Origin of the sequence: Pseudomonas protegens CHA0 (assembly GCF_000397205.1) — a bacterium.
Lineage (GTDB): Bacteria > Pseudomonadota > Gammaproteobacteria > Pseudomonadales > Pseudomonadaceae > Aquipseudomonas > Aquipseudomonas protegens.
The window spans coordinates 3666962-3691985 of the sequence record NC_021237.1 but is presented as its reverse complement, the minus strand read 5'-3'; the positions used below and the strand labels follow the sequence as shown (position 1 = coordinate 3691985).

General features: G+C 64.3%; 21 protein-coding genes. 9 read left to right on the top strand and 12 right to left on the bottom strand.

Features of this window, described 5'->3' with window-relative positions; translation table 11 throughout:
* Positions 1-139: 139 nt before the first annotated feature.
* The 3 genes from PFLCHA0_RS16445 to nudC all read left to right on the top strand — a co-directional run bounded on the left by PFLCHA0_RS16445 (position 140) and on the right by nudC (position 2764).
* Complete coding sequence (locus PFLCHA0_RS16445; protein ID WP_015635798.1) at positions 140-916, top strand: class I SAM-dependent methyltransferase; 777 nt, start codon at positions 140-142, stop codon at positions 914-916.
* A 198-nt stretch (positions 917-1114) separates the two neighbouring features.
* Positions 1115-1927, top strand: a complete 813-nt coding sequence (locus PFLCHA0_RS16440) for a crotonase/enoyl-CoA hydratase family protein (RefSeq protein WP_015635797.1) — start codon at positions 1115-1117, stop codon at positions 1925-1927.
* Between the two features lie 6 nt (positions 1928-1933).
* The gene (nudC, locus tag PFLCHA0_RS16435; protein WP_015635796.1) at positions 1934-2764 is read left to right on the top strand and encodes an NAD(+) diphosphatase; all 831 of its coding nucleotides are present in this window, start codon (positions 1934-1936) and stop codon (positions 2762-2764) included.
* On the opposite strand, the gene PFLCHA0_RS16430 is transcribed toward nudC, so the two are convergent.
* Complete coding sequence (locus PFLCHA0_RS16430; RefSeq protein WP_011061548.1) at positions 2732-3511, bottom strand: TSUP family transporter; 780 nt, start codon at positions 3509-3511, stop codon at positions 2732-2734. The two genes, nudC and PFLCHA0_RS16430, sit on opposite strands and share 33 nt — an antisense overlap.
* 288 nt (positions 3512-3799) lie before the next feature.
* Positions 3800-5035: an acyl-CoA dehydrogenase family protein gene (locus PFLCHA0_RS16425; protein WP_011061547.1), complete on the bottom strand. Its 1236-nt coding sequence runs from the start codon at positions 5033-5035 to the stop codon at positions 3800-3802.
* 334 nt (positions 5036-5369) lie between these two features.
* On the opposite strand from PFLCHA0_RS16425, the gene sfnG reads away from it, so the two are divergent.
* Positions 5370-6464 (top strand): dimethylsulfone monooxygenase SfnG, encoded by a 1095-nt coding sequence (gene sfnG, locus PFLCHA0_RS16420; protein ID WP_011061546.1) that lies wholly within the window; start codon positions 5370-5372, stop codon positions 6462-6464.
* Between the two features lie 206 nt (positions 6465-6670).
* Here the strand turns inward: sfnG and PFLCHA0_RS16415 are convergent, their stop codons facing one another.
* Both PFLCHA0_RS16415 and PFLCHA0_RS16410 read right to left on the bottom strand, forming a co-directional pair.
* Positions 6671-7150 carry a nuclear transport factor 2 family protein gene (locus PFLCHA0_RS16415; protein WP_011061545.1) on the bottom strand — a complete coding sequence of 160 codons (480 nt, stop codon included), beginning with the start codon at positions 7148-7150 and terminating at the stop codon, positions 6671-6673.
* A 58-nt stretch (positions 7151-7208) separates the two neighbouring features.
* The gene (locus PFLCHA0_RS16410; RefSeq protein WP_015635794.1) at positions 7209-7772 is read right to left on the bottom strand and encodes a TetR/AcrR family transcriptional regulator; all 564 of its coding nucleotides are present in this window, start codon (positions 7770-7772) and stop codon (positions 7209-7211) included.
* Positions 7773-8046: 274 nt separating this feature from the next.
* Here PFLCHA0_RS16410 and pssA point away from each other — a divergent pair, with 274 nt between their 5' ends.
* Positions 8047-9390 (top strand): CDP-diacylglycerol--serine O-phosphatidyltransferase, encoded by a 1344-nt coding sequence (pssA, locus tag PFLCHA0_RS16405; RefSeq protein ID WP_015635793.1) that lies wholly within the window; start codon positions 8047-8049, stop codon positions 9388-9390.
* Positions 9391-9602: 212 nt separating this feature from the next.
* Here pssA and PFLCHA0_RS16400 read toward each other — a convergent pair whose 3' ends face one another.
* The 8 genes from PFLCHA0_RS16400 to PFLCHA0_RS16365 form a co-directional block, all read right to left on the bottom strand.
* Complete coding sequence (locus tag PFLCHA0_RS16400) at positions 9603-10808, bottom strand: MFS transporter (RefSeq protein ID WP_015635792.1); 1206 nt, start codon at positions 10806-10808, stop codon at positions 9603-9605.
* 403 nt (positions 10809-11211) lie between these two features.
* The gene (gene efeO / locus PFLCHA0_RS16395; RefSeq protein WP_011061541.1) at positions 11212-12036 is read right to left on the bottom strand and encodes an iron uptake system protein EfeO; all 825 of its coding nucleotides are present in this window, start codon (positions 12034-12036) and stop codon (positions 11212-11214) included.
* A 35-nt stretch (positions 12037-12071) separates the two neighbouring features.
* Positions 12072-13382: an iron uptake transporter deferrochelatase/peroxidase subunit gene (gene efeB, locus PFLCHA0_RS16390; protein ID WP_015635791.1), complete on the bottom strand. Its 1311-nt coding sequence runs from the start codon at positions 13380-13382 to the stop codon at positions 12072-12074.
* Between the two features lie 15 nt (positions 13383-13397).
* Complete coding sequence (efeO, locus tag PFLCHA0_RS16385) at positions 13398-14597, bottom strand: iron uptake system protein EfeO (protein WP_015635790.1); 1200 nt, start codon at positions 14595-14597, stop codon at positions 13398-13400.
* An 8-nt stretch (positions 14598-14605) separates the two neighbouring features.
* Entirely contained in the window at positions 14606-15454 is an 849-nt protein-coding gene (gene efeU / locus PFLCHA0_RS16380) for an iron uptake transporter permease EfeU (RefSeq protein ID WP_015635789.1), read from the bottom strand.
* A gap of 283 nt (positions 15455-15737) precedes the next feature.
* Complete coding sequence (locus PFLCHA0_RS16375; RefSeq protein WP_011061537.1) at positions 15738-16643, bottom strand: AraC family transcriptional regulator; 906 nt, start codon at positions 16641-16643, stop codon at positions 15738-15740.
* Between the two features lie 243 nt (positions 16644-16886).
* Positions 16887-18185, bottom strand: coding sequence for a glycosyltransferase (locus PFLCHA0_RS16370; protein WP_015635788.1), 1299 nt, complete (start codon positions 18183-18185; stop codon positions 16887-16889).
* Between the two features lie 83 nt (positions 18186-18268).
* Positions 18269-18628, bottom strand: a complete 360-nt coding sequence (locus tag PFLCHA0_RS16365) for a response regulator (protein ID WP_011061535.1) — start codon at positions 18626-18628, stop codon at positions 18269-18271.
* Positions 18629-18884: 256 nt separating this feature from the next.
* Here PFLCHA0_RS16365 and PFLCHA0_RS16360 point away from each other — a divergent pair, with 256 nt between their 5' ends.
* The 4 genes from PFLCHA0_RS16360 to PFLCHA0_RS16345 are packed head-to-tail and all read left to right on the top strand — an operon-like array spanning position 18885 to position 24970.
* The gene (locus PFLCHA0_RS16360) at positions 18885-22379 is read left to right on the top strand and encodes a response regulator (protein WP_015635786.1); all 3495 of its coding nucleotides are present in this window, start codon (positions 18885-18887) and stop codon (positions 22377-22379) included.
* On the top strand, positions 22379-23194 hold the full coding sequence (locus PFLCHA0_RS16355; protein ID WP_011061533.1) for a CheR family methyltransferase: 816 nt from the start codon (positions 22379-22381) through the stop codon (positions 23192-23194). The genes PFLCHA0_RS16360 and PFLCHA0_RS16355 overlap by 1 nt, the downstream gene beginning before the upstream one ends.
* Positions 23191-23799, top strand: a complete 609-nt coding sequence (locus PFLCHA0_RS16350; RefSeq protein WP_011061532.1) for a chemotaxis protein CheB — start codon at positions 23191-23193, stop codon at positions 23797-23799. Before PFLCHA0_RS16355 ends, PFLCHA0_RS16350 begins: the two co-directional genes overlap by 4 nt.
* Positions 23789-24970 carry a hybrid sensor histidine kinase/response regulator gene (locus tag PFLCHA0_RS16345; RefSeq protein ID WP_011061531.1) on the top strand — a complete coding sequence of 394 codons (1182 nt, stop codon included), beginning with the start codon at positions 23789-23791 and terminating at the stop codon, positions 24968-24970. The genes PFLCHA0_RS16350 and PFLCHA0_RS16345 overlap by 11 nt, the downstream gene beginning before the upstream one ends.
* The last annotated feature ends 54 nt before the right edge of the window (positions 24971-25024 follow it).

Here is a 25024-nt window from a genome sequence, read left to right as displayed (position 1 = left end):
GCGGATAACGCCTTCGCTGGCAAGCCAGCTCCTACAGCCTGCTCCTGCAACGGGGGTGCAACTGACAGGAGTTTCATGCTGCCTGTTGTCGGGCACGGTTTATCCTGTTCGTACTCACCCGCAATGAGGAGGTTCATCCATGAACGATCAGGCGATTCATCATGCTGCGGCCGACGGCTACCAACAGGCCGCCGATACCTATGTGCGGGGCCGGCCGGACTATCCGCCAGCCCTTGAGCCCTGGCTGCGGGAGACGCTGGGCCTCGGGCCGGGCAGGGTGGTGGTGGACCTGGGCGCCGGCACCGGCAAGTTCACCGGCCGCTTGCTGGCCACAGGGGCCCAAGTGATCGCGGTGGAGCCAGTCGAGCAAATGCGCGCCAGGCTGGCGGCGGCCCAGCCCGAGGCCCAGGTGCTGGAGGGCAGCGCCGAGGCGCTGCCGCTCAAGGATGCCTCGGTGGATGTGCTGGTCTGTGCCCAGGCCTTTCACTGGTTTGCCCACCGCGCGGCACTGGAGGAAATCCATCGCGTGCTCAAGCCCGGCGGCAAGCTGGCCCTGGTGTGGAACCTGCGGGATGCCCGGGTGCCCTGGGTGGCGCGCCTGGACGCCATCGTCAATGCCTTGCAGGCCGATACCCCGCGCTATTACACCGGTGCCTGGCGCCAGGCCTTTCCCCATCCGGGTTTCGGGCCTCTGCAGGAACAGCATTTCACCCAGGGCCACAGCGGCACGCCGGAGGACGTGATCTTCAACCGTGTGCGCTCCACCAGCTTCATCGCCGCCTTGCCCCAGGCCGAGCGCGAGGCCGTGGACCGGCAGATCGCCGCCCTGATCGACAGCGAGCCGCAGCTGCGGGGCAAGGCCCAGGTCACCGTGCCTTACACGACCGCCGCCTTCTATTGCACCCGGCAAGGCTGAGCTCATCACCCCCACATCGCCCCCATGTAGGCGCTGGCTTGCCAGCGAAGGCGTTATTCAGGGGCCTCTTCGCCGGCAAGCCGGCGCCTGCAGGGGCGGTGGCCAGTCCCGCTTTTGGCCGATGCGCTGCCTTACGGCCCGCCGCCGCCACTTGCTATAGTTCGGCCCTCATTTTCTGCCCAGTAAAGGATCACTGCCATGTCCGAATACCAAGCCTTTCGCGTCGAACTTGCTGACAACATCGCCCATGTGCAGATCAACCGCCCGGAAAAGATCAACGCCATGAACGCCGCGTTCTGGAGCGAGATCGTCGAGATCTTCCGCTGGATCGACGACACCGACGCAGTGCGCGTGGTGGTGCTCAGCGGTGCCGGCAAGCATTTTTCTTCGGGCATCGACCTGATGATGCTGGCCGGGGTGGCCAACGAACTGGGCAAGGATGTGGGCCGCAACGCGCGCCTGCTGCGGCGCAAGATCTTCCAGCTGCAAGCCTCGTTCAACGCCGTGGACAACTGCCGCAAGCCGGTGCTGGCGGCGATCCAGGGCTATTGCCTGGGGGGCGCCATCGACCTGATCAGCGCCTGCGACATGCGTTACGCCGCGGACGATGCGCAATTCTCGATCAAGGAAATCGATATCGGCATGGCTGCGGATGTCGGCACACTGCAACGTTTGCCACGTATCATCGGCGACGGCATCCTGCGCGAGCTGGCCTACACTGGGCGCACCTTCGGTGCCGAGGAAGCACGCAGCATTGGCCTGGTCAACCGGACCTACAGCGATGCCGCAAGCCTGCTGGACGGGGTCATGGGAATTGCCCGGGAGATCGCCGCCAAGTCGCCGATCGCGGTCAGCGGCACCAAGGAAATGCTCAGCTACATGCGTGACCACCGTATTGATGACGGCCTGGAATATGTCGCCACCTGGAACGCTGCCATGTTGCAGTCCAACGACTTGCGCGTGGCCATCGCCGCCCACATGAGCAAACAGAAACCCGAATTTCTGGATTGATTGACGATGATTGAACGCTGGACCACCGCAGTACTCGACACCGACCTTCCCGGCGGCTGGGCCGTGGCCCGCGGCCCGGACGGCTTTCTCTATGACGACAACGGCGCGCTGTTCCCCCGGCACTGGCTCAAGGGCCAGGACCTGCCGCTGCTGGCGGAACATGGCATCGGCCATCTCGATGGCGAGCCGGTGTACCTGCTGGAACTGAGCGCCCGCGCCGAAGTGCCGGGCTGCGGCTGGAAAGGCCTGCGGGCCTTCATGCTGGAGGGCGATCACACCCTGTACAAGGTCCTGGGCTATGCCGCGCAGATCGGCACCTGGGCCCGGGAGCACCGGTACTGCGGCAGTTGCGGGCAGCCCATGGCCCAGGTGCCGGGGGAGCGGGCGATGTATTGCCAGCCTTGCGACCTGCGCAGCTACCCGCGCATTTCACCGAGCATGATCGTGCTGATCACCCGCGGTGACGAAATCCTCCTGGCTCGTTCGCCGCGCTTCGTCACCGGGGTCTACAGCACCCTGGCAGGCTTTGCCGAGCCGGGCGAGTCGGCGGAGGACTGCCTGATTCGCGAGGTGCGCGAAGAGGTGAGCATCGAAGTCAGGAACATCCAGTACGTGGGCAGCCAATGCTGGCCGTTCCCCCATTCGATGATGCTGGGCTTTCACGCCGAATACGCCGGCGGCGAGATCATTCCCCAGGAAGACGAGATCGAGGACGCCCAGTGGTTCAGCGTCCATGCGCTACCGCCGTTGCCGGCCTCGCGCTCGATTGCCCGCTACCTGATCGATCTCTATGTGGCGCGCCGCCTAGGCCACGCTGAACCAGTGCTGCCAGGCTAGGCGCACGGTCAGCCCGAGGACCACGGTGATGAACACCGGGCGAATGAACTTGGCACCACCGCTGATGGCGGTGCGTGCGCCGAAGAAGGCTCCGACCATCACCGATAGGCCCATGCACAGGCCGATGATCCAGTCCACCTGCCCGGAAAACACGAACACCGACAGCGCCGCGATGTTGCTGACGAAGTTCATGCTGCGGGCCACGCCGCTGGCCTTGACCAGGTCGATGGGGTAGAGCAGCAGGCTGCTCACGGTCCAGAACGCCCCGGTGCCGGGGCCGGCCACGCCGTCATAGAAGCCCAGGCTGAAGCCCTGGCTCGATTGCCACTTCTTCTTGATCGGTGCGTCGCTGTCCAGTGGCGCTTTGGGCGTGCCGCCGAACAGCAGGTACAGGCCGCAGGCGAAGACGATCACCGGCAGCATCTTGTTCAGCCATTCCGCCGGCAGGTAGTGAGCGACGATGGCCCCGGTCAGGGCGCCCACCAGGGTTCCGACAATGGCGTGGGTCCATTGCCTGGGGTGGAACAGCTTGCGCCGATAGAAGGTGAAGCTGGCGGTGGCCGAGCCGAAGGTCGAGCTGAGTTTGTTGGTGCCCAGCACCAGGTGCGGCGGCAGGCCGGCGGTGAGCAGGGCCGGGGTGGTGAGCAGGCCGCCGCCGCCGGCAATGGCGTCGATGAAACCGGCAATGAAGGCCACGAGGGCGAGAATGGCGAGGGTGGTCAGGTCTACGCTGAGTTCGAAGGGCATGGGGTCGGCTTATTTCGGCGAGAAGCGCAAAGGGGGCTGCGCGAAAGTCCGCCATATTACCTGCAACCCAGCCCGCCGCGCGACCGCCTCGACCTTGGTCGGATGCCTCTCCCTGAACCGAGCGCCCGCCTGGATAACGCCTTCGCTGGCAAGCCAGCTCCTACGGGGCGGTGCGCCGAGATTTCGCTGCAGGAGCCGGCTTGCCGGCGAAGAGGCCGCTGGGCCGAGCGCTCGCCTGGATGACGCCTCCGCTGGCAGGCCAGCTCCTACGGGGGGCGGTGCCTGAGGTCAGCGCTGGGGCCCGTTGCCAATCTGCCAGACAAAGGGTGGCTCGCTGCCGTTGATCTTCCAGTCGCCGACGATCCGCGCCTTGTAGATCACTGGGTTGTGCGAAGACACGGTGCGCGCATTGCGCCAGTGCCGGTCCAGGGCCTTGCCCTGGCGAATGTCCGAAGCCCCCAGGGCATTGAACAGCTCGCTGGTGGCGCGCTGGACCAGTTCGGTGACCACCACCTGGGCCGTGGCCGATTCGATTTCCGCCGCCACATTGGCCGCACGCTCCTGGGCCGGGTCCCCGGCAAAGCGCGCCAGGTAGGCCTGTTGCGCAGGGGCTGCAGCACGCAGGGCGGCGGCTTCGGCGGCATACACCAGGGCCGCGATCTCGCCCACCACCTGCTGCACCTGGGCATCGGCGCTGGCCTGGGGCGCGTTGCCGTGGCTATAGATGCGCTTGCGCACCCGCACTTCGTGGGCCACATCACGTAGCGCCGCGCGGCCGATGCCGGCCAGGGTCGCCAGCAGCACCAACTGGTAGAAAGCAGTCTGGTATTTGAAGCGGGTTGCGAAGTCGATGATGTTCTCGGCGTCCACTTCAGCGTCCTGGAAGCGCGAGGTGCCGCTGCCGGTGGTGCGCTGGCCGAAGCCGTCCCAATCGTCGCTCTGCTCGATGCCCGGCTGGCGGGTGCGCACCGCGGCAATCACGTCGCCGCCGGTGTCCGTGCGCTGGGCATAGACATCGATCCAGTCGGAGAAAATGCTCCCGGTGCTGTAGAACTTTTCGCCGTTGAGGCGCCATTTTTCGCCATCCGGAGAGACTTTGGTGATGACCTGGCCGATGTCCACGGCGCCGATTTCGGTCCAGGCGCAGCCGACGATATCGCCTTCGACAAAGCGCTTGAACCACAGGTCCCGGCCCGGTCCGGGCGTGGCATTGAGCCGATCCTCGACAAAGGCAAAGTGCCCGCGCAGGGCCTGGGGCACGTTGGCGTCGGCCTCGGCCAGCTCGATCAGCAGCTGGAACAGCTGGGGCAGGGAAGCGCCGCCACCGCCATATTCCAGCGGCACCCGTACCGCGCCGAATCCGGATTCCTTGAGCCACTGGATGGGCTCGTAGGGCAGTTTGCGTTGCTGTTCCCGTTCCACCGCGCCACTGGCGATGCGCTGGAAGATCGGGCGAAAGCCTGCGGCCAGGGTCTCGTAGTCGACCCCCACGGACAGCGGATTGATTACCTGGTGTTCAGTCATGGTGTAGCTCCTGGGTTCGGCAGAAAAAAGCGCTGCAGGGTCCAGGCCGATTGCACACACCATGCCGAAGCCGCAAACGCCGGTTTGCCGGGGCAAGGGCTCCCGCAGAGCGCCTGCAACTGTTGCTCCGCCAACAGTTCATCAACAAAACAGCCCGTTTCCAGGGTTGGCCGGCCCCGCGCCGCCGCAGGCAGCGAGCCTCAGCCATTGCCCGGGAGAGGGCGTGCTTGAGGCTCCACACGGCGTCTGGCGGCCTACGCGCCGAGGGCTTCCAGGCCCTGGCACGCTTGCTGCTCTGCTCCGGGGTACTTTCCCAAGTCCCGAGGACCGAACCATGAGTCAGCAAGCCGTGAAATTTGCCTACTGGGTGCCCAACGTCAGCGGTGGGCTGGTGGTCAGCAAGATCGAGCAACGCACCCATTGGGGCATCGACTACAACCGCAAGCTGGCGCAGATCGCCGAGCAGGCCGGCTTCGAATACGCCCTGACCCAGATTCGCTTCACCGCTGGCTATGGCGCCGAGTACCAGCACGAGTCGGTGGCTTTCAGCCACGCACTGCTGGCGGCCACCGACAAGCTCAAGGTGATTGCGGCGATCCTGCCCGGGCCCTGGCAGCCGGCCCTGGCGGCCAAGCAACTGGCGACCATCGACCAACTGACCAATGGCCGTATTGCGGTGAACATCGTCAGCGGTTGGTTCAAGGGTGAGTTCCAGGCCATTGGCGAGCATTGGCTGGAGCACGACGAGCGCTATCGCCGGTCCGAGGAATTCATTCGCTGCCTGCGCGGGGTCTGGAGCCAGGATGCCTTCACCTTCAGGGGCGATTTCTATCGCTTCGACCATTACAGCCTCAAGCCCAAGCCCCTGGGCCAGCCGGAGATCTTCCAGGGCGGCAGCTCGCGGGCTGCCCGGGACATGGCGGCCCGGGTTTCGGACTGGTACTTCACCAACGGCAACAGTGTCGAGGGGATCAAGGCCCAGGTCGATGACATCCGCGCCAAGGCCGCGGCCAACCAGCACTCGGTGAAGATCGGAGTGAACGCCTTCGTGATCGCCCGGGACACCGAAGAGGAGGCGCGGGCGGTGTTGCAGCAAATCATCGATCAGGCCGACCCGGAGGCGGTGAATGCCTTCGGTGACGCCGCCCGGCAGGCCGGCAAGGCGTCCCCCGAAGGCGAGGGCAACTGGGCCAAGTCGAGTTTCGAGGACCTGGTGCAGTACAACGACGGGTTCAAGACCAACCTGATCGGCACGCCACAGCAGATTGCCCAGCGCATCGTGGAGTTGAAGGCGGTGGGTGTGGACCTGGTACTGGCCGGGTTCCTGCATTTCCAGGAAGAGGTGGAGTATTTCGGCCAGCGCGTGCTGCCCCTGGTACGCGAGCTGGAGGCCCGGGCGCGGTCCAAGGAACAGGAAGCCGCCGCCTGAAGCCGCCCCTTGCCGACGAATGGGCCTAGGAGCCTTGTGCCGGGCTTGAGGGCGCTTTCGCTGGCAAGCCAGCTCCTACGGGGGCAGAGGAGGTGTGTTTTTTCGTAGGAGCCGGTTTGCCGGCGAACGGGCCTCGGAGCCTTGTGCCGGGCTTGAGGGCGCTTTCGCTGGCAAGCCAGCTCCTACAAGGGCGGAGGCGGTGGTGATTACAGGCCCAGTTCGCTCAGGCCCGGGTGATCGTCGGGCCGGCGGCCCAGGGGCCAGTGGAACTTGCGCTCCTGGGCCTTGATCGGCATGTCGTTGATGCAGGCAAAGCGCCGGGCCATCAAACCCTGTTCGTCAAACTCCCAGTTTTCGTTGCCGTAGGAACGGAACCAGTTGCCCGAGTCGTCGTGCCATTCGTAGGCGTAGCGCACGGCAATACGGTTGTCGGTAAAGGCCCACAGTTCCTTGATCAGGCGGTAATCCAGTTCCTTGGCCCATTTGCGGGTCAGGAACGCCTTGGCCTCTTCGCGGTTGTGGGCGAACTCGGCGCGGTTGCGCCATTGGGTATCCAGGGTATAGGCCAGGGATACCCGCTCCGGGTCCCGGGAGTTCCAGCCATCTTCGGCCAGGCGGATCTTTTCAATCGCCGACTCGCGAGTGAAAGGCGGAAGGGGCGGGCGCACTTGAGCGTTAGACGACATGATCTGTCTCCAATGAAAGTTGCTGTTCAAACGAAGAGGCTGCTCTTGTTTAAAACAATCAGAGGTCCAATAACTTTCGCGCCATGCATTGCGCATTATCAGCAGCACTGTGATTGCCCATCACAAGGGCAACGGTAATGGCGCCATCGATCAGGATCAGCAGTTGCGCTGCCAGTTCCTCAGGATGTTGCACGCCATGTTCCTGGCAAAGCTCGGTCACGTAGTCGAGCAGGTTCTGCTTGTGCCGTTTTGCTACTTGGCGCACCGGGTCTTGCGGGTCGCCGGTTTCGCCACTGGTGTTGATAAAGGCGCAGCCGCGAAAACCGGGGGTTGCGAACCAGTCCTTGAGCACGTCGAACAGCGCCAGCAGGCGCAGGGCCGGGGTCGCGGCCTGGTTCACCGTGCTGCAGAACCAGTGCATCCAGCGCTGATCGCGACGCTCCAGGGCGGCCACCACCAGCTCGTCCTTGTTGGTGAAATAGCGGTAGACGCTCTTGCGCGAGACGCCGGCGGTCTTCACCAGAAGATCCATGCCGGTGGCGGCAATGCCGTTCTGGTAGATCAGTTTCTCGGTGACATCGAGGATGATGTCTCGGGTTTCAGAGTGCATGATTTCGTTCATGTGGCGAACAGTAGAACGATCGTTCTCCTTGGTCAATTATATTTTTTGTTTTTCTTCGAAACTGGCCATTACCCTTTGTAGGAGCTGGCTTGCCAGCGAAGGTTTCATTGCGCCTTGCGCAGGGCTGGGGGCCCATTCGCCGGCAAGCCGGCTCCTGCGCACAGCGGGCGGGTGCTTTGCTGAGGGAGGGCGTTATACATGCCAGGCAGGGGACTCCGGCCGGTCCATGGTGTAAGCTCTTGCGCTCTTTGGATTTGAGCCACTGCGAGCCCTAATGCCGTCGCTTTTCAAACGTTCCCTGCTGCCCAAGCTGCGCAGCTTCCCACTGGCCGCCGAGGCTTTCACCACGCTGACCGGCGCCGCGCAGTTTCGCCGCACGCTGCTGGAGCAGATTGCCCAGGCACGCCGGCGCATCTATATCGTCGCGCTGTACCTGCAACAGGATGAAGCCGGCCAGGAAATCCTCGATGCCCTGCACGCCGCCAAGGCCGCCCGCCCCGAGCTGGAAGTGGTGGTCGTGGTTGACTGGCTGCGGGCCCAGCGCGGCCTGATCGGTGCCGGCAAGCAGCCGGGCAACTCGGCCTGGTACCAGCAAATGACCCGCACTCACGCCAGCGAAGTGCCGATCTACGGCGTGCCGGTTCAGACCCGCGAGCTGTTCGGGGTGCTGCACCTCAAGGGTTTCGTCATCGACGACTGCGTGCTCTACAGCGGCGCCAGCCTGAACAACGTGTACCTGCACAAGTTCGACAAGTACCGCTTCGACCGTTACCACCTGCTGCACAACCAGGCGCTGGCCGACTCCATGCACCACCTGGTGCAGCACGGCCTGGTGGAGTCGCGGGCAGTGCACCGCCTGGACCTGCCGAACCTGCCCACCACCCGCAGCCTGCGCAACGACATCGGCGATCTGCGCAGCCGCCTCAAGCACGCCACCTACGACACCACTGCCGGTGGCCTGGACAAGAGCGGGCTGTCGGTCAGCCCGTTGCTCGGGGTGGGCAAGGGCAACCCGTTGAACCGGGTGATCTGCGAGCTGATTGCCGGCGCCCAGCGCCAGCTGACCATCTGCACCCCGTATTTCAACCTGCCGCTGCCGGTGACCCGGGAGATCAACCGGGCTCTGGAGCGCGGGGTGAAGATCGACATCATCGTCGGCGACAAGACCGCCAACGACTTCTATATCCCGCCCAGCGAGCCGTTCAAGGTGATCGCCGCGCTGCCTTATCTGTATGAAATCAGCCTGCGGCGTTTTGCCAAGCGGCATCAGAAAGTGATCGACAACGGCCAGTTGAACCTGCACCTGTGGCGTGACGGTGACAACACCTACCACCTCAAGGGCATGTGGGTCGATGAGCGCTATACCTTGCTCACCGGCAACAACCTCAATCCGCGGGCCTTCCGCCTGGACCTGGAAAACGCCCTGTTGCTGGACGACCCCAAGGGCGAGCTGCTGCAGGCGCGCAACGCCGAACAGGCCGAGATCTATCGCCACACCCGCCGTATCGAGCACTTTCAGTACCTGGACAGCCTGGTGGACTACCCCGAGGCCGTGGGCAAGTTCCTGCGCCGGGTCAGCCGCGTGCGCATCGAGCGCTTGCTCTACCGCATGCTTTAACCCGTAGCCGCTGCCGAGGTCCACAGGACCTTCAGCAATCTCAAGAGCGGCGTCTGCTTCGCAGCCGTTCGCAGCCTGCGGCAGCGGCTACAAAAGCAGCGCAGTACCTGTAGCCGCTGCCAAGCCTGCGAGGCTGCGCAAAGGTCCGCAGGGCCTTCAGCAACCTCAAGAGCGGCGTCTGATTTGCAGCCGTTCGCAGCCTGCAGCAGCGGCTACAGGTCTTTGGGCTGCGGGGCGGGCCAGATCGCGATCAGTACCAGCAGCACCGCCGCCAGCAGGTAGGGCAGGCGCGGTTCGATGGCGTAGATCAGGCTGCCGGCCATGGGCCCGATGACCACGCCCAGGCCCTGGGCGGCGCCGATGCTGCCGGCAGTCGCGCCCTGTTCCGAGGCCTCTACGGCATTCGCCGCAAGGGCCGAGAACGACGGAAACACCCCACCCATGCCTGCCGCCGATACAAAGAACGCCAGCCACAAGCCCCAGGCGCTGTCCACCAGCATGCTGCCGGCATAACCCAGCGCGGACAGCAGGGCGCCGTAGCGGATCATCCGCAGCGGCGGCCATTCCAGCTTGCGCACCACCAACTGCGCGCAGATCAGCGCCACGCCGACCATGGCCAGGGCCACCCCGGCCGTCTGGGCGGCATCGGCGGGGCTCATGTGCAGCCGGTCCAGGGCATAGAAGCTGACGGTGATCTGGGCCACCGACACACAGAGCATGGCGACAAAGGCCACCACCATGGGCCGGCGCAGTCGCGGGTCGCCCAGGCGTACCCGGGTCGGCGCCTGGGCCAGGTGCAGTTCCTGGCGCGGCAGTTGGTAGCGCAGCACCAGCAATGCCAGCAGCGGCAGCACCGCCATGGCGTAGAACGGCAGGCTCAGGCTGTAGCGCGCCAGCAGCGCGGCCACCGCCGGGCCCAGCACCAGGCCCACGGCGTTGGCGGCGCCCAGGGTGGCCATGGCACGGGCGCGGTGCTGAGGCTCGACGTTATCGGCGATCAGGGCGAAGCCGCCCACCGGGATCGCCGCGTAGAAGGCGCCGATCAAGCCGCGGCCGAGCATCAGGCCGAGAAAGGCCATGGCGACGCTGGGCAGCGACTGCAGCGACAGGTCGATGAACAGGCACAAGGCCCAGTAGGCGAGGGTGAAGCCGGCGGTGCCCAGCAGCAGCACCCGGCGCCGGCCGAAGCGGTCGCTGGCCTGGCCCCAGGGGCGTGCCAGGAGCATCCAGATCACCCCGGAAACGGTGACGGCCGCGCCGGCATGCCAGGTTTCCAGGTGCAGGGCCCGGGAGATCGGGCCGATCAGCGAGACGAAGGCCATCATCGACATGGTGCAGGCCATATAGGCGGCCATCAGTGGAACCAGCGAGAAGGGTCTGACGGTCAGCGGCGCGCTGGCGGCTGTGGAGCGAGGCATGAAGGGTCTTCCATGAAAGTCGATGGGCCGTGAACGTTAACGGGATAACGTGTCACAGCCCAGGCTTATCTGCATTCGTGATGATGTTGCCGGCGAAGAGGGCCTTGAGTCGGGCGTTGTGCCCAGGGCCGCTTTCGCTGGCAAGCCAGCTCCTACGGGGGGGGCGGGGTGCTGTTCTGCCTGTGTAGGAGCCGGCTTGCCGGCGAAGAGGGCCTTGAGTCGGGCGTTGTGCCTAGGGCCGCTTTCGCTGGCAAGCCAGCTCCTACGGGGGGGCGGGGTGCTGTTCTGCCTGTGTAGGAGCCGGCTTGCCGGCGAAGAGGGCCTTGAGGCGGGGGTGGTACCCAGGGCCGCTTTCGCTGGCAAGCCAGCTCCTACAGGGAGGATGGCGTGTTGGGTTCCGGGCTTAGTTCAGGCCCAGTTTGCCGCGCAGGGTGGAGAGGTCTTCGGCCAGGGTATTGACCGGGCCTACCAGGGCCTTGCGGTCGTTTTCCTTGACCTTGTCGTAGGTCATGAAGCCGCCGTCGGGGGTTTTGTACTTGGCCAGGATCTTGTTCACCGTGGCGAAGTTCTTGTCCACCTTGGCGACAAAGGCCTTGTCCTGCTTCTCGATCTGCGGACGGAACAGGTCGACGATTTTCTTCGCCCCGTCGATGTTGCCCTGGAAGTCGTAGAGGTCGGTATGGCTGTAGCGGTCTTCTTCACCGGAGATCTTGGTTGCGGCCACTTCTTCCAGCAGCGCGGCGGCGCCACCCACGACTTTTTCCGGCGGGAAGGTCAGGCCGGCGACGCGGGTCTGCAGGTCCTTGACGTCCTTGTTCAGGCCGTCGGCCAGCTCGCCCAGGCCTTCGGTGCTGTTTTCCGAGAACAGCGAGTATTCCAGGCGGTGGAAGCCGGTGAAGTCTTCGGCCTTGACGCCTTTCTCGTGGTCGTCGACCCGGGAGTCGATGGACGCGTCCAGGTCACTGAAGAGCTCGGCGATCGGTTCGATCGACTCGTAGTAGACCCGGGTCGGCGCGTAGAGCTTCTTGGCGGCGGCCAGGTCGCCCTTTTTCACCGCATCGGTGAACTGCTGGGTGTGGCTGGCCAGTTCGTCGAGCTGCTCGGTGACGTAGATCTTGTAGTCGGAGATCGGCCCCACCAGCTCCAGGGGCGCAGTTGCGGCGAACGCCGAAAGCGGGGCGTGGAGCAAGCCAAGGGTCAGCAACACAGCGAGAGGCGACTTTTTCATGGGACTTTTCCGTGGGGGTTGTTGTGTTAGGGGTGTCAGGCAGTGCTTTTAGGTCGGGTGGCATCGAGCAGCGAACGCCCGATGAAATCCTCTTCGCCGGTGACCCCCGGCAAGGTGAAGAAGTAACCGCCACCAGTGGGCTTGAGGTACTCCTCCAGGGGTTCGCCGTTCAGACGGGTCTGTACGGCGATGAAGCCTTTCTCCAGGTCGGCCTGGTAGCAGATGAACAGCAGGCCCATGTCCAGCTGGCCGTTCTTGTTGACCCCGTTGGAGTAGTTGAACGGCCGGCGCAGGATCAGGTTCTGCTGGCTCTGGGCAGTGCGCGGGTTGGCCAGGCGGATGTGGGCGTCGAGCTTGGTGACCTTGCCATGGGGGTCCCGGGCGTAGTCGGGCACCTGGCTTTCCTTCTGGCCGTCCATGGGCGCGCCACTGGTCTTGATCCGGCCGATGATGCTTTCCTGCTCCTGCAGCGGGGTGCGGTCCCAGCGTTCGACGAAGTTGCGGATGATCCGCACTGCCTGGTAGCTGCCATGGGCCGCCCAGGCCGGTTCGTCACTGCCGGGCTGGACCCAGACGATCTGCTGCATGGCCTTCGGGTCGTTGGAGTCGGGGTTGGCCGAGCCATCGCGAAAGCCCAGGAAATTGCGCGCACTCTGCGCCGGCTCGCCGGGCTTGGCCGGGGCCTGGGGCGGTACGCTGCCTTCCTGTTTCCAGCGCACCAGCAGCAGGTCGGGCAGGTTCTTCACGATGTCGCGCAGGGCGTGGATGTTGGTGTCGGCGGTGTTGGAGCAGAACTGCAGGCTCAGGTCGCCGTGGCAGCAGGCGGGCTCCAGGGCATCGTTGGGGAAGCCCACCATGCGGATCAGGCGCTTGGGTTTGGCCGCCTCCAGGCCGAAGCGCTCGTCGAACAGCGATTCGCCCACCGAGACGGTGATGGTCAGGTTGTCCGGGGTCACCACCGGGCCGAGGATGCCGGAGTCCAGGGGCGGCAGCTTCGGGTCCACCTGGGCCACCGGGCCACCGCGCATGAGAAAGGCAATGCGTTGGTCGAGGGTGCGAAACAGCCGTTCCAGGTCGTCGCGGTCGCTGGCCAGCACATCGAAGGACACCAGCATGCCCGCGGCCGGGCGCGGGGTGACGATGCCGCTCTGATGCTGGCCATGGAAGTCGTGGCGGTCCTGGGTCTTGTCGCTGCTGGGGGCTTCGGTGACCTGGGCGGGCGCGGCGGCCATGGCCGGGCAACTCAGGCTACTGCCGGCCAGGGCCACGCCGGCGGCGCCCATGCCCAGCAGCACGCGCCGACGCTGGGCGGAAAAAGACGGATTGGACTGATCTGAATCGTTCATTGAAAACTCGTCTTGTTACAGGCCGGAAAGGCCAAGTGCGGGATCAATAGCGTCGAGGGTGTCGGCCAGGGCCTTGGCTTTGTCGGCGATCTCTTTGCGCTGCCGGGCGTCGACCTGGTCGTAGGCCACATAGCCGAAGCCGTCGCGCAGGCTGGCCAGGCGAGTGGCCAGGGCATCGGCGGCGCTGTCCACCTGGGGCAGCAATTGGGCCGCGGACTTGGCCAGCAGCGGCCGTAGCAGGTCGATGACCTTGCGCGTGGTTTCCAGGTTGGCGGCAAAGCCGTTGAGGTCGCTGTGGCTGTAGCGTTCTTCTTCACCGCTGCTGGCCCGCAGGTCGGCCAGGCTGCGCATGTTGCGCGCGACGATGCTCACCAATTGCTCCGGTGGCAGGGTCTGGGCCAGCAACTGTTCCTTGAGGCTGACCACGTCGCTGGACAGGCGCTGAGCTACGGGAGCCAGGCCTGCCAGGTCATTTTTCTGGAACAGGCCGTATTCCAGGCGGTGGAAACCGCTGAAGCCCGGATCCTGTTCGCGCTGTTCGAAATAATCGGCGCGGGCGTTGATGGTGTTGTCCAGCTCGGCTAGGCGCTGGGCCGCCGGGGCCAGGCGCTGATAGGCTGCGCGGGCCGGCAGGTACAGCGCCTGGGCCTGTTTCAGGTCGCCGGCGTCTATGGCCTGCTGCAAGGCGTTCACTGCCTTGACCAGGGCACTGCCCTGGGTGCTGAGGTAGACCCGGAACTCCGACAGCGGGCCGATAAAGGCCACCATCGACGGCCGCGCCTTGGCCTGGGCGTCGGACTCGGCGGTCGGGGTCACGTGCAGGGTGCCGCGGGGGTTGCTCAAAAGCCCGCAGGTGATGGCGTAGTCCCCTGGCTGCAGGTTGGCGTTGATCACCTGGCTCAGGCCCGGGGCGATGTTTTCCCGTTCCTCCACCACCAGCACGCCGTCGAGAATTTCCCACTCCACGGCGCGATCCGAACGGTTGACGATGCGGAAGCTGGCGCGCCCGGCCGGGACTGTCAGCGCGTTGGGTTCACAACTCTTGGGGTGGATGGTCACGGTGATCTCGCCCTGGTGGGCCTGGCGCTTGCTGGCGGCCAGTTGCGAGGCGTAGTAGAACAGCCCGCCGGCGGCGATCATGACGATCACCGAACCGGCAACCGCCCAGCGCAGAGCGCGGGGAGGCGAGGCCTGGGGAGAGGCTTGCTGGGTCATGGGGAGCCTTACTGACTGGAAACGGAAGACGTTGAGCCGGGCGCCTTGGCTGGGGCGCCGCCGGGCAGGAAGAACAGCACCAGGGTCACGGCCAGGTACAGCGCATAGGCGCCGAGGGTGCTGATGGTGGGGGCGTCCTGGTAGCCGAACATGCCGGCCAGTACCGAACCCACCGGGCCATCCATGGGCAGGCTGGCGCTGAAGTCGAAGAGTACGGTCTGCAGGTGGTTCCAGACCCCGGCTTCATGCAGGGCCTGCACCGAATTGGCGAGGATGCCGGCGGCCACCACCAGGATGAACAGCCCGGTCCAGCGAAAGAAGGCGCCAAGGTTCAGGCGCATGCTGCCGGTGTAGATCAGGAAACCGACGATGATTGCTGAGATCAGGCCCAGCAGGGCGCCTATGGGCGCGCCCGGGCCTTCGCTCTGCTGGAACACCGCCAGCAGGAAGAACACGGTTTCCAGGCCTTCGCGGGCCACGGCGAAGAACACCATGGCGATCAGCGCCGTGACCTGGTGCTTGGAGCCGGCCAGGGCGTGGTCCAGGGAGACATGCAGGGAATGTTTGATCGAACGCGCCACCTTGCGCATCCAGAACACCATGGAACTGAGGATGCCCACGGCCACCAGGCCGACGATGCCTTCGAAGAGTTCCTGCTGCTTCTGCGGGAATTCGGCGCTCATCAGTTCCAGGCCGCCGCCCACCAGCAGGGCCAGGGCCGCGGCGAGGAAAACCCCGATCCACACGGCGGGCATCCACTGGCCACGGCCAGTCTGTTTCAGGTAGCTGGCGATGATGCCAACGATAAGCGCGGCTTCAATCCCTTCGCGCAACATGATCAGAAATGGAACGAGCATTCAGCACCGGTGGGCAAATAGGCTAGGGGGTAATTTGTAACATAATGATACTCATTGCTAAATGAAGATTATTGACAACTGCTGAACGGAAGCTGAACGGGTCTCGTTTACCAAGCCTAGACCGGTTTGTTGGCTCTGGGGGGGGCGATTGTTCCCTGCGCCGGGCGTGGGGGCGCTTTCGCTGGCAAGCCAGCTCCTACAGCTGGTGTGATATTGGGGGTGCCCTTGTAGGAGCCGGCTTGCCGGCGAAGAGGCCCTTGAGCCCTGCGCCGAGCGTGGGTCCTCAGCCGAGGTTCTGTTCGGTCAGGCGTTGCACCGCCAGGCGGCGGTAGTGGGAGGGGGTCATGCCCTTGAGCTGCTGGAAGCGCCGGTTGAAGTTGGAAATGTTGTTGAAGCCCGACTCGAAGCACACGTCGGTCACCGGTTTGTCGCCGTCGGCCAGCAGTTCACAGGACTTGCTGATGCGCAGCCGGTTGACGAACTCGACGAAGCAGCGCCCCGTGGCCTGCTTGAACACCCGGGAAAAATAGCTGGGCTTCATGCCCAGGTAGTCGGCCACTTCCTCCAGGGGCAACTCCCGGGCGTAGTGGGCAAAGATGTAGTCCACCGCGCGGTTGGTGCGGTCGACGCTGTGTTCGTCCGCCAGTTGCACGCTGGTGGCGCCGGACAGCAACTGGTAGTCGTCGCAGGCCGCCAGCAGCTCCATGAGGATGAGGAAGTGGCCAAGGCGGGTGATACCGCTGGAGTCGGCGATGCGCTGCATCAGCGGCAGGGCCTGGGCGATGGTTTGCGGGCAGCGGAACTCGATGCCGTACTGCGCCCGCTCCAGCAGCGGGCTGAGGTTCTTCAGCTCGGCGAACACCTGGCTGCCACTGTCGAACAGCTCATCGGTGAAGTTCACCAGCATGTCGCGCTTGGCCACCACTTCGTCCTCGGCCACCTGGCTGATCCAGTTGTGGGGCAGGTTGGGGCCGGTGAGAAACAGCGTTTGCGGGTAGAAGTTGCCGATGTAGTCGCCGATGAACACCTTGCCGGAGCTGGCGACTATCAGGTGCAGCTCGTATTCCTTGTGGAAATGCCAGCGCACCAGAGGGCAGGGGAAACCGTGCTGGCGATAGATGATGGACAGGCCGTTGTGGTCGTCCATCAACTCATAGGAGGGGTCGGTGATCTTGCCGGGTCGGCTCATGGCGCGGGCCTGTTTTTGTTGTAGGCCCGGCTGATAATGCCTCGTGGCCCGCTCGCGCACCAGAGAAGGCGTTCTCAGGGTTGGCGCCCTGTTCGCCGGCAAGCCGGCTCCTACAAGAACACCGCCGACATCACGCCAGCTGCAGGAGCTGGCTTGCCAGCGAAGGCGGCCTCACGTTCGGCGCAAATCCCAGGGCCTGTTCGCCGGCAAGCGCACCGCCGGCAGTGCGCCAGCGAAGAAGGGTCAGGAGGCCGGGCGGTTTTTCGCTTCGATCCACTGCGCCATGTACTGGGTGCTCTTGTGATGGTGGTGACGCAGCATGGCGCCAGTGAAGTTGTCCCGGCGCAGTCGCTCCAGGTGCTGGCGGCAGTGTTGCAGGCGCTGGATCAGCGCCGGGCCGTGGACTTGCTGGCGGTAGCGCGCTTCGAGCAACTGCCGGCCATCCGCCTGGGCCTGCTCCCACAGCTGCCGGTCCTGATAGAGGCGCACCGCGGCCGCCGCCACGCCACTGGCGGATTCAGCCACCGCCCCCGGCCATGGCAGGCCGTCCTGGGACATGGATTCGCTGCCCACCGGGGTGGTGACACTGGGCGTGCCGCAAAGCATGGCATCGAGCAGCTTGCCCTTGATCCCGGCGCCGAAACGCAGGGGCGCCAGGCAGATCCGCGCTGCACTCATCACCTGCAGCGCATCCTCGGCCCAGTTCATGATGTGAAAGCCCTGGGCCGGGTTGTGCAGCGCCGCGGCCTTGGGCGGGGTGTAGGCGCCGTACAGGTGCAATTGCGCGCCGGGCAATTGCTGGCGGATCAGCGGCCATACGCGGTTCTTCATCCACAGCACGGCGTCCCAGTTCGGCGCATGGCGAAAGTTGCCGATGCTCAGCAAGTGCGTCCGCTGCTCGAAGGGAGCAAAGCCCTGCGGCAGTTGCCCGAGCATCAGTGGGCACCAGTGCAGCAGGGCCGGCGGCAAGTGGAACTGCTGCACCAGCAGCTCGATTTCCACCTCGGAGATCATCAGGCTCAGGTCGCAGCGATAGATGGCGGCGATCTCGCGCTTGGCCAGGTCGGTGACGGCCATGTGCTGGAATTCCTGCTCCGGCGCCTGGGCGAACAGCGGGCTGAAGTCGTCTTCCTCGGTGCCCTCCTTGAGAACATCCTTGAGGCGCTGGTGCCGGGCATGGCGCAGGCATTGCAGGTCGGAGGTCTCCAGCACCCGCAGGGCATTCGGGCAATGCTGCTCCACCCGCCAGCCGAACTGTTCCTCCATCATGAACTGGTCGAACAGCACGATGTCCGGTGCCAGCTCGGCGACGAAGCGGTCAAAGCTGGCGTTGTTGAGTTCGATCGGGCATTCACGAATGCCCAGGGCCGTCAGGTCTTCCTTGTGTTCGCCCTCGTTGGCCGGGCTGCTGAAGATCAGCTCCCAGCCCTGGTCGAGGAAGCTCTGGAGGATCTGCATCATGTGCCCGCTGGCGGCGGAGGAGCGGGGTTCGGGCCAGACGTAACCAATGATCAGGACTTTGGTTGCGGCGGTGGGACTCATGAGCGGGCATTCCTGGCAGGCGGGGGGCAAAAAAGGCCGCCATTAAACCACAGCGCGCCAGCGCCCGAGCAGGCTGCCTGGCCTCAGCCGAGAATGCTGCGCACCTTGTCGCGCAGCTGGTCGATGGAGAACGGCTTGCCGATGACCGACATGCCGGCCGGCACCTCGATGGACTCGGCGTAACCACTGGCGAACAGCACCGGCAACTGCGGCCGCAGGGTGCGGGCACGCTCCGCCAGCTCGCGGCCGTTCATCCCGGGCAGGCCGACATCGGTCATCAGCAGGTCGATATGTTGCCCGGCGTCCTCCAGCAGGCTCAGGGCCGCTTCGCTGCCGTCGGCCTCCAGCACGCTGAACTCCAGTTCTTCAAGGACATCGACAATCAGCATGCGCACGATGGCATCGTCTTCGACGACTAGGATGGTGGAGGCGCTGGCGGGCATAGGGACACTCTCAAGAAATGAATTCGGCGGGGCAGTGCGGCAGGCAGCCCTGTGCATCAGTAAGTGCCGGCTTGCCACAAGTTCCCGAAGCTGTACAAAAAAATCCCCTTGTACAAGCGTCGGCAAGAATAACCGCTTCCTTTGTCCCACGGCAGGACAAATCGCAAGCGAGCGCTACCTTGGTTATAAAAAATAGCTGTCCTGGCTGAATGTGGGGCAAACTTCGTTTTTTTTCACCAGCGCCAAGGCCCATCAAATGATTCGTCCGTCCTCGGTTGATGAACAGAGTTTCCGCAAGCTGCTGACCCGCAACATCAGCCTGCCGCTGGGTGTCGGTGTACTCAGCGCGATTTTTTTCGTGTCCCTGATCACCTACCTGCTCTCGGTCATCCAGTGGGTGCAGCACACTGATCGAGTGATCAACAACCTCAACGAGTCGGCGCGCCTGACCATCGACCTGGAAACCGGCATGCGCGGCTTCCTGATCACTGGCGACGAGCACTTTCTGGACCCCTACGAAGTGGCCAAGCCGCGCATCGTCAGCGAACTGCGCAGCTTGCAGGAGCTGGTGGCGGACAACCCGCAGCAGGTGGATCGGCTCAAGCGCCTGGAAGCCCTGCAGGTGGAGTGGAACAACTTTGCCCAGGGCATGATCGACCTGCGCCGCCAGAGCGGTGATTACCGCGGGGCGGTGCAGGCCGGGCGTGGCAAGCGCCTGACTGACGAGATCCGCAAGGAATACGACGACGCGGTGGCCATGGAGCAGCAGTTGCGCCTGGAGCGTAACGAGAACGTTACGCGCACCACCATTTTCAGCGTGGTGCTGTACCTGCTGTTCGTGGTGGGCATCAGCGCGCTGCTGGCCTACATCGGCCGTCGTGACCTGCTGGCACTGTCCAAGAGCTACAGCGACAACCTCGAAGCCCAGGAAAAGAGCGCCCGGCGCCTGGAACAGCAGGCCTGGCTGCGCAACGGCCAGACCGAACTGGCCGAGCAGATGCTCGGCCAGCTGAGCCTGAACCTGCTGGGGCGCAACATCCTGCAATTCTGCGCCCAGTACCTGGGCACACCGGTGGCGGCGCTCTATGTGCGCGAGGAGCACGGTGGCCTCAGGCGCGTGGCGTCCTATGGTTTCTCCCGGGAACAGGAAGCCCAGGAACAGTCGCTGTACAGTGACGAAGGGCTGGTGGGGCAGGCCGCGCAGCACAAGCGCCTGATCCGTCTGGACGAGGTGCCCGCCGATTACTTCAAGGTCAGCTCCGGCCTGGGCGATGGTTCGCCGCGCAGCGTGCTGGTGGTGCCGACCCGTGACGACGACCGGGTCAACGGGGTGATCGAGCTGGGCTTCCTGCGGGCCTTGAGCGAGCGCGACGTCGAGCTGCTGGAACTGATTGCCGGCAATATCGGCACCTCCATCGAGGCCGCGCGTTATCGCCAGCGCCTGCAGGAAGTGCTGGCCGAAACCCAGCAGCTCAACGAAGAGCTGCAAGTGCAGCAAGAAGAGCTCAAGACCGCCAACGAGGAGCTGGAAGAGCAGTCGCGGATCCTCAAGGAATCCCAGGTGCACCTGGAAACCCAGCAGGTGGAGCTGGAGCAGACCAACGAGCAACTGGCGGAGCAGGCGCAGATCCTGGCCGATCAGCGCGACGCCATGGACCGCAAGAACAACGAGCTCAACGAGGCTCAGACCCAGCTCGAGGAGCGCGCCGAAGAGTTGCAGCGCTCCAGCAAGTACAAGTCCGAGTTCCTTGCCAACATGTCCCACGAGCTGCGCACGCCGCTCAACAGTTCGCTGATCCTGGCCAAGCTGCTGGCGGAAAACCCCCAGGAAAACCTCAGCCCCGAGCAGGTCAAGTTCGCCGAGTCGATCTATTCCGCGGGCAATGACCTGCTGAACCTGATCAACGACATCCTCGACATCTCCAAGGTCGAGGCCGGCAAGCTCGAAGTGCGCCCGGAGAACGCCAGCGTGCCGCGCCTGGTGGACGGGCTGCGCAGCCTGTTCCAGCCGCTGACCCAGGACAAGGGCCTGGAATTCAAGGTGGAGCTGCAACCGGGAGCGCCGCAGATGCTGTTCACCGACCGCCAGCGGGTCGAGCAGATTCTCAAGAACCTGCTGTCCAATGCGGTCAAGTTCACCGAGAAGGGCCAGGTGAGCCTCACGGTGTCCGCTCAGCCGGGGGCCGGTATCGCCTTTGCCGTGCAGGATTCGGGGATCGGCATTGCCCAGGATCAGCAGCAAAGCATCTTCGAGGCCTTCCGCCAGGCCGACGGCACCACCAACCGGCGTTATGGCGGCACCGGCCTGGGGCTGTCGATCTCCCGGGATCTGGCGACCCTGCTCGGCGGCTCCATCAGCGTCAGCAGCGAACCCGGCCGCGGCAGTATCTTCACCCTGGTGCTGCCAGAGCAGTACCAGGAGGCCGCCGAGCCGCTGGTGGCGCCGCCGGCCCCAGTCGCGCCCGTGGCCGCGCCTCAGCCTGCCAGCCTGCCGCAGCCGGTGGCCGAGGCTCCGGGGGCGGACATTCCGCGCTTCGCCGATGACCGCGACAAGGCGCCATTCAGCAGTCGTTGCATCCTGGTGGTGGAAGATGAGGCGAACTTTGCCCACATCCTCTTCGACCTGGCCCACGAGCTGGGTTACCACTGCCTGGTGGCCCACGGCGCCGACGAAGGTTACAGCCTGGCTGCCCAGTTCATCCCGGACGCCATCCTGCTGGACATGCGCCTGCCGGACCACTCCGGCCTGACCGTGTTGCAGCGCCTCAAGGAGAACGCCCAGACCCGGCACATCCCGGTGCACGTGATTTCGGTGGAAGACCGGGTGGAAGCGGCCATGCACATGGGCGCCGTGGGTTATGCGGTGAAACCCACCACCCGCGAGGAGCTCAAGGATGTCTTCGCCCGCCTGGAAGCCAAGCTGACGCAGAAGGTCAAGCGCGTGCTGCTGGTGGAGGACGACGACCTGCAACGCGACAGCATTGCCCGGTTGATCGGTGACGATGACATCGAGATCACCGCCGTGGGCCTGGCCCAGGAGGCTCTGGACCTGCTGCGCGAGAACGTCTACGACTGCATGGTCATCGACCTCAAGCTGCCGGACATGCTCGGTAACGACCTGCTCAAGCGCATGTCCACCGAGGATATCTGCTCCTTCCCGCCAGTGATCGTCTACACCGGGCGCAACCTGACCCGGGATGAAGAGGCCGAGCTGCGCAAGTATTCGCGCTCGATCATCATCAAGGGCGCGCGCTCGCCGGAGCGCCTGCTGGATGAAGTGACGCTTTTTCTGCACAAAGTCGAATCCCAGCTGTCCCATGAACGGCAGAAGATGCTCAAGACCGCCCGCAGCCGCGACAAGGTCTTCGAGGGCCGCAAGATCCTCCTGGTGGATGATGACGTGCGCAACATCTTTGCCCTGACCAGCGCCCTGGAACACAAGGGCGCGGTAGTGGTGATCGGCCGTAACGGCCATGAAGCCATTGCCAGGCTCAATGAGGTCGAGGATATCGACCTGGTGCTGATGGACGTGATGATGCCGGAGATGGACGGTTTCGAAGCCACGGTGCAGATCCGCAAGGACCCGCGCTGGCGCAAGCTGCCGATCATCGCGGTCACCGCCAAGGCCATGAAGGATGATCAGGAGCGCTGCCTGCAGGCCGGCTCCAACGATTACCTGGCCAAGCCCATTGACCTGGACCGGCTGTTTTCCCTTATCCGTGTGTGGCTACCCAAGATGGAAAGAATTTAGTGGAGCGGAATACCGAGATCGAACTGCGTTTGCTGATCGAAGCTATTTACCTCAAGTACAGCTACGACTTCCGCGACTACTCAGGTGCCTCGATCAAGCGCCGGGTCAACCACGCTTTGCGCCAGTTCGAATGCAAGACCATTTCTGCGTTGCAGGAACGGGTGCTGCACGACCCCACCGCGTTCATGCAGTTGCTGCAGTTCCTGACCATTCCGGTGAGCGAGATGTTTCGCGACCCGTCGCACTTTCTGGCGATCCGCCAGGAGGTGGTGCCGCTGCTCAAGACCTATCCTTCGATCAAGATCTGGATCGCCGGCTGCAGCACCGGGGAGGAGGTCTACTCCATGGCCATCCTGCTGCGCGAAGAGGGGCTGCTGGAGCGCACCATCATCTATGCCACCGACATCAACCCCAGCTCCCTGGAGAAGGCCAAGCAAGGCATCTTTTCCCTGGAGAACGTGCGGGCCTACACCCACAACTACCAGCAGGCCGGCGGCCAGCGCTCCTTTGCCGACTACTACACCGCGGCCTACGACTACGCGATCTTCGACAAGAGCCTGCGCGAGAACGTGACCTTCGCCGACCACAGCCTGGCGACCGACAGTGTATTCTCCGAAACTCAATTAATTTCTTGTCGTAACGTATTGATTTATTTCAATAAAAAATTGCAGGATCGTGCCTTCGGACTGTTTCACGAGTCCCTCTGCCATCGTGGTTTCCTGGTGCTGGGCAGCAAGGAAACCCTGGACTTCTCCGCCTATGGCAAGCACTTCGAGCCCTTGGTCAAACAAGAACGGATCTATCGCAAGACATGAGCCAGGAGATTGTCAGCCAGGGTTTCTGGCCGCAGATCGAGGCGATCGTGGTAGGGGCCTCTGCGGGTGGGGTCGAAGCCTTGCTGAAGCTGTTCAGCGGTTTCGCCCAGGGTTTCCGCCTGCCGGTGATCGTGGTCCTGCACCTGCCCGACGAGCGCCGCAGCCAACTGGCCGAAGTCTTCGACCGGCGTCTGGCGCTGGCGGTGAAGGAAGCCGACGACAAGGAGCAGATCGTGCCTGGCACCCTGTACTTCGCCGCGCCCGGCTATCACCTGTCGGTGGAGCAGGACCGCAGCCTGTCCCTGAGCCAGGAAGAACGCCTGCATCACTCACGCCCGGCCATCGACTACCTGTTCGAGTCCGCCGCCGATGCCTATGGCCGGAACCTGGCCGCGGTGCTCCTGACCGGGGCCAACCAGGATGGCGCCCGCGGCCTGGCCGAGGTCAAGCGCCAGGGTGGCCTGACCATCGTCCAGGACCCCAATGAGGCCCATGTCTCGACCATGCCGGACGCCGCCCTGGCCCTGCATCAACCGGACTACATTCTCCCTTTGCGCGGCATCAGCCGTCTGCTTGCCGAGCTGGAAGGAACCCATGTTAAGTAATATTCAAGCCAAGCTGCTGATCGTCGACGATCTGCCGGAGAACCTGCTGGCCCTGGAGGCGCTGATCAAGCGCGAGGACCGTACGGTGTACAAGGCGCTGTCGGCCGACGAAGCCTTGTCGCTGCTGCTCCAGCATGAGTTCGCCATGGCTATCCTCGATGTGCAGATGCCCGGCATGAACGGCTTCGAGCTGGCCGAGCTGATGCGCGGCACCGAGAAGACCAAGAACATTCCCATCGTCTTCGTCAGCGCCGCCGGGCGCGAGCTCAACTACGCCTTCAAGGGCTACGAGAGCGGGGCGGTGGACTTTCTGCACAAGCCCCTGGACATCCACGCGGTGAAGAGCAAGGTCAACGTATTCGTCGACCTGTACCGCCAGAGCAAGGCCATGAAGCAGCAGGTCGAGGCCCTGGAGCAGAGCCGGCGCGAGCAGGAAGCGCTGCTCCAGAAGCTCCAGGCCACTCAGAACGAGCTGGAGCAGGCGGTGCGCATGCGCGATGACTTCATGTCCATCGTCGCCCACGAAGTGCGTACGCCGCTCAATGGCCTGATTCTCGAGACCCAGCTGCGCAAGATGCACCTGGCCCGGGAGAACGCCGCGGCCTTCAGCCTGGACAAGATGCACGCCATGGTCGACCGCGACGAGCGCCAGATCAAAAGCCTGATCCGCCTGATCGAGGACATGCTGGACATCTCGCGCATCCGTACCGGCAAGCTGTCGATCCGCCCCTCGCGGTTCGATCTGGCGCAACTGGTGCGCGGGCTGGTGGAAAACTTCGCGCCTCAGGTGGAAGCGGCGCAGTCGTCGCTGAGCCTGCAGGCCGAGCAGCCCCTGGAGGGCAACTGGGACGAGTTCCGCATCGAGCAGGTGGTTTCCAACCTGCTGACCAACGCCCTGCGCTACGGCGCCAAGAGCCCGATCGAAGTGCGGGTCTATGCCCAGGACGGCGAGGCTCGGGTCGAGGTGCGTGACCACGGCATCGGTATCAGCGAAGACAACCAGAAGCGCATTTTTCAGCAGTTCGAACGGGTCAGTGCCAACCACGTGGCGGCGGGGCTGGGCCTGGGGCTGTTCATTTCCGAGCAGATCGTCACCGCCCATGGTGGTGCCATCAGTGTCGAGAGCCGGATCGGCGAGGGCGCGCTGTTTCGCGTGAGCCTGCCCCTGTAGAGGCCCGTTGGCCGGTGAATCATTAAAAGCGTAACGCGCACGCAACCTCTGCGT

Excerpts from the sequence above, each read along its gene's own strand:
- efeB (WP_015635791.1), bottom strand. The coding sequence starts at position 13,382 with ATGAACGATTCAGATCAGTCCAATCCGTCTTTTTCCGCCCAGCGTCGG.
- PFLCHA0_RS16440 (WP_015635797.1), top strand. The coding sequence starts at position 1,115 with ATGTCCGAATACCAAGCCTTTCGCGTCGAACTTGCTGACAACATCGCC.
- pssA (WP_015635793.1), top strand. The coding sequence starts at position 8,047 with ATGCCGTCGCTTTTCAAACGTTCCCTGCTGCCCAAGCTGCGCAGCTTC.
- efeO (WP_015635790.1), bottom strand. The coding sequence starts at position 14,597 with ATGACCCAGCAAGCCTCTCCCCAGGCCTCGCCTCCCCGCGCTCTGCGC.
- PFLCHA0_RS16350 (WP_011061532.1), top strand. The coding sequence starts at position 23,191 with ATGAGCCAGGAGATTGTCAGCCAGGGTTTCTGGCCGCAGATCGAGGCG.
- PFLCHA0_RS16365 (WP_011061535.1), bottom strand. The coding sequence starts at position 18,628 with ATGCCCGCCAGCGCCTCCACCATCCTAGTCGTCGAAGACGATGCCATC.
- PFLCHA0_RS16445 (WP_015635798.1), top strand. The coding sequence starts at position 140 with ATGAACGATCAGGCGATTCATCATGCTGCGGCCGACGGCTACCAACAG.
- efeO (WP_011061541.1), bottom strand. The coding sequence starts at position 12,036 with ATGAAAAAGTCGCCTCTCGCTGTGTTGCTGACCCTTGGCTTGCTCCAC.
- PFLCHA0_RS16400 (WP_015635792.1), bottom strand. The coding sequence starts at position 10,808 with ATGCCTCGCTCCACAGCCGCCAGCGCGCCGCTGACCGTCAGACCCTTC.
- PFLCHA0_RS16410 (WP_015635794.1), bottom strand. The coding sequence starts at position 7,772 with ATGAACGAAATCATGCACTCTGAAACCCGAGACATCATCCTCGATGTC.
- PFLCHA0_RS16425 (WP_011061547.1), bottom strand. The coding sequence starts at position 5,035 with ATGACTGAACACCAGGTAATCAATCCGCTGTCCGTGGGGGTCGACTAC.
- PFLCHA0_RS16430 (WP_011061548.1), bottom strand. The coding sequence starts at position 3,511 with ATGCCCTTCGAACTCAGCGTAGACCTGACCACCCTCGCCATTCTCGCC.
- PFLCHA0_RS16345 (WP_011061531.1), top strand. The coding sequence starts at position 23,789 with ATGTTAAGTAATATTCAAGCCAAGCTGCTGATCGTCGACGATCTGCCG.
- PFLCHA0_RS16360 (WP_015635786.1), top strand. The coding sequence starts at position 18,885 with ATGATTCGTCCGTCCTCGGTTGATGAACAGAGTTTCCGCAAGCTGCTG.
- efeU (WP_015635789.1), bottom strand. The coding sequence starts at position 15,454 with ATGCTCGTTCCATTTCTGATCATGTTGCGCGAAGGGATTGAAGCCGCG.
- nudC (WP_015635796.1), top strand. The coding sequence starts at position 1,934 with ATGATTGAACGCTGGACCACCGCAGTACTCGACACCGACCTTCCCGGC.
- PFLCHA0_RS16370 (WP_015635788.1), bottom strand. The coding sequence starts at position 18,185 with ATGAGTCCCACCGCCGCAACCAAAGTCCTGATCATTGGTTACGTCTGG.
- PFLCHA0_RS16375 (WP_011061537.1), bottom strand. The coding sequence starts at position 16,643 with ATGAGCCGACCCGGCAAGATCACCGACCCCTCCTATGAGTTGATGGAC.
- PFLCHA0_RS16415 (WP_011061545.1), bottom strand. The coding sequence starts at position 7,150 with ATGTCGTCTAACGCTCAAGTGCGCCCGCCCCTTCCGCCTTTCACTCGC.
- sfnG (WP_011061546.1), top strand. The coding sequence starts at position 5,370 with ATGAGTCAGCAAGCCGTGAAATTTGCCTACTGGGTGCCCAACGTCAGC.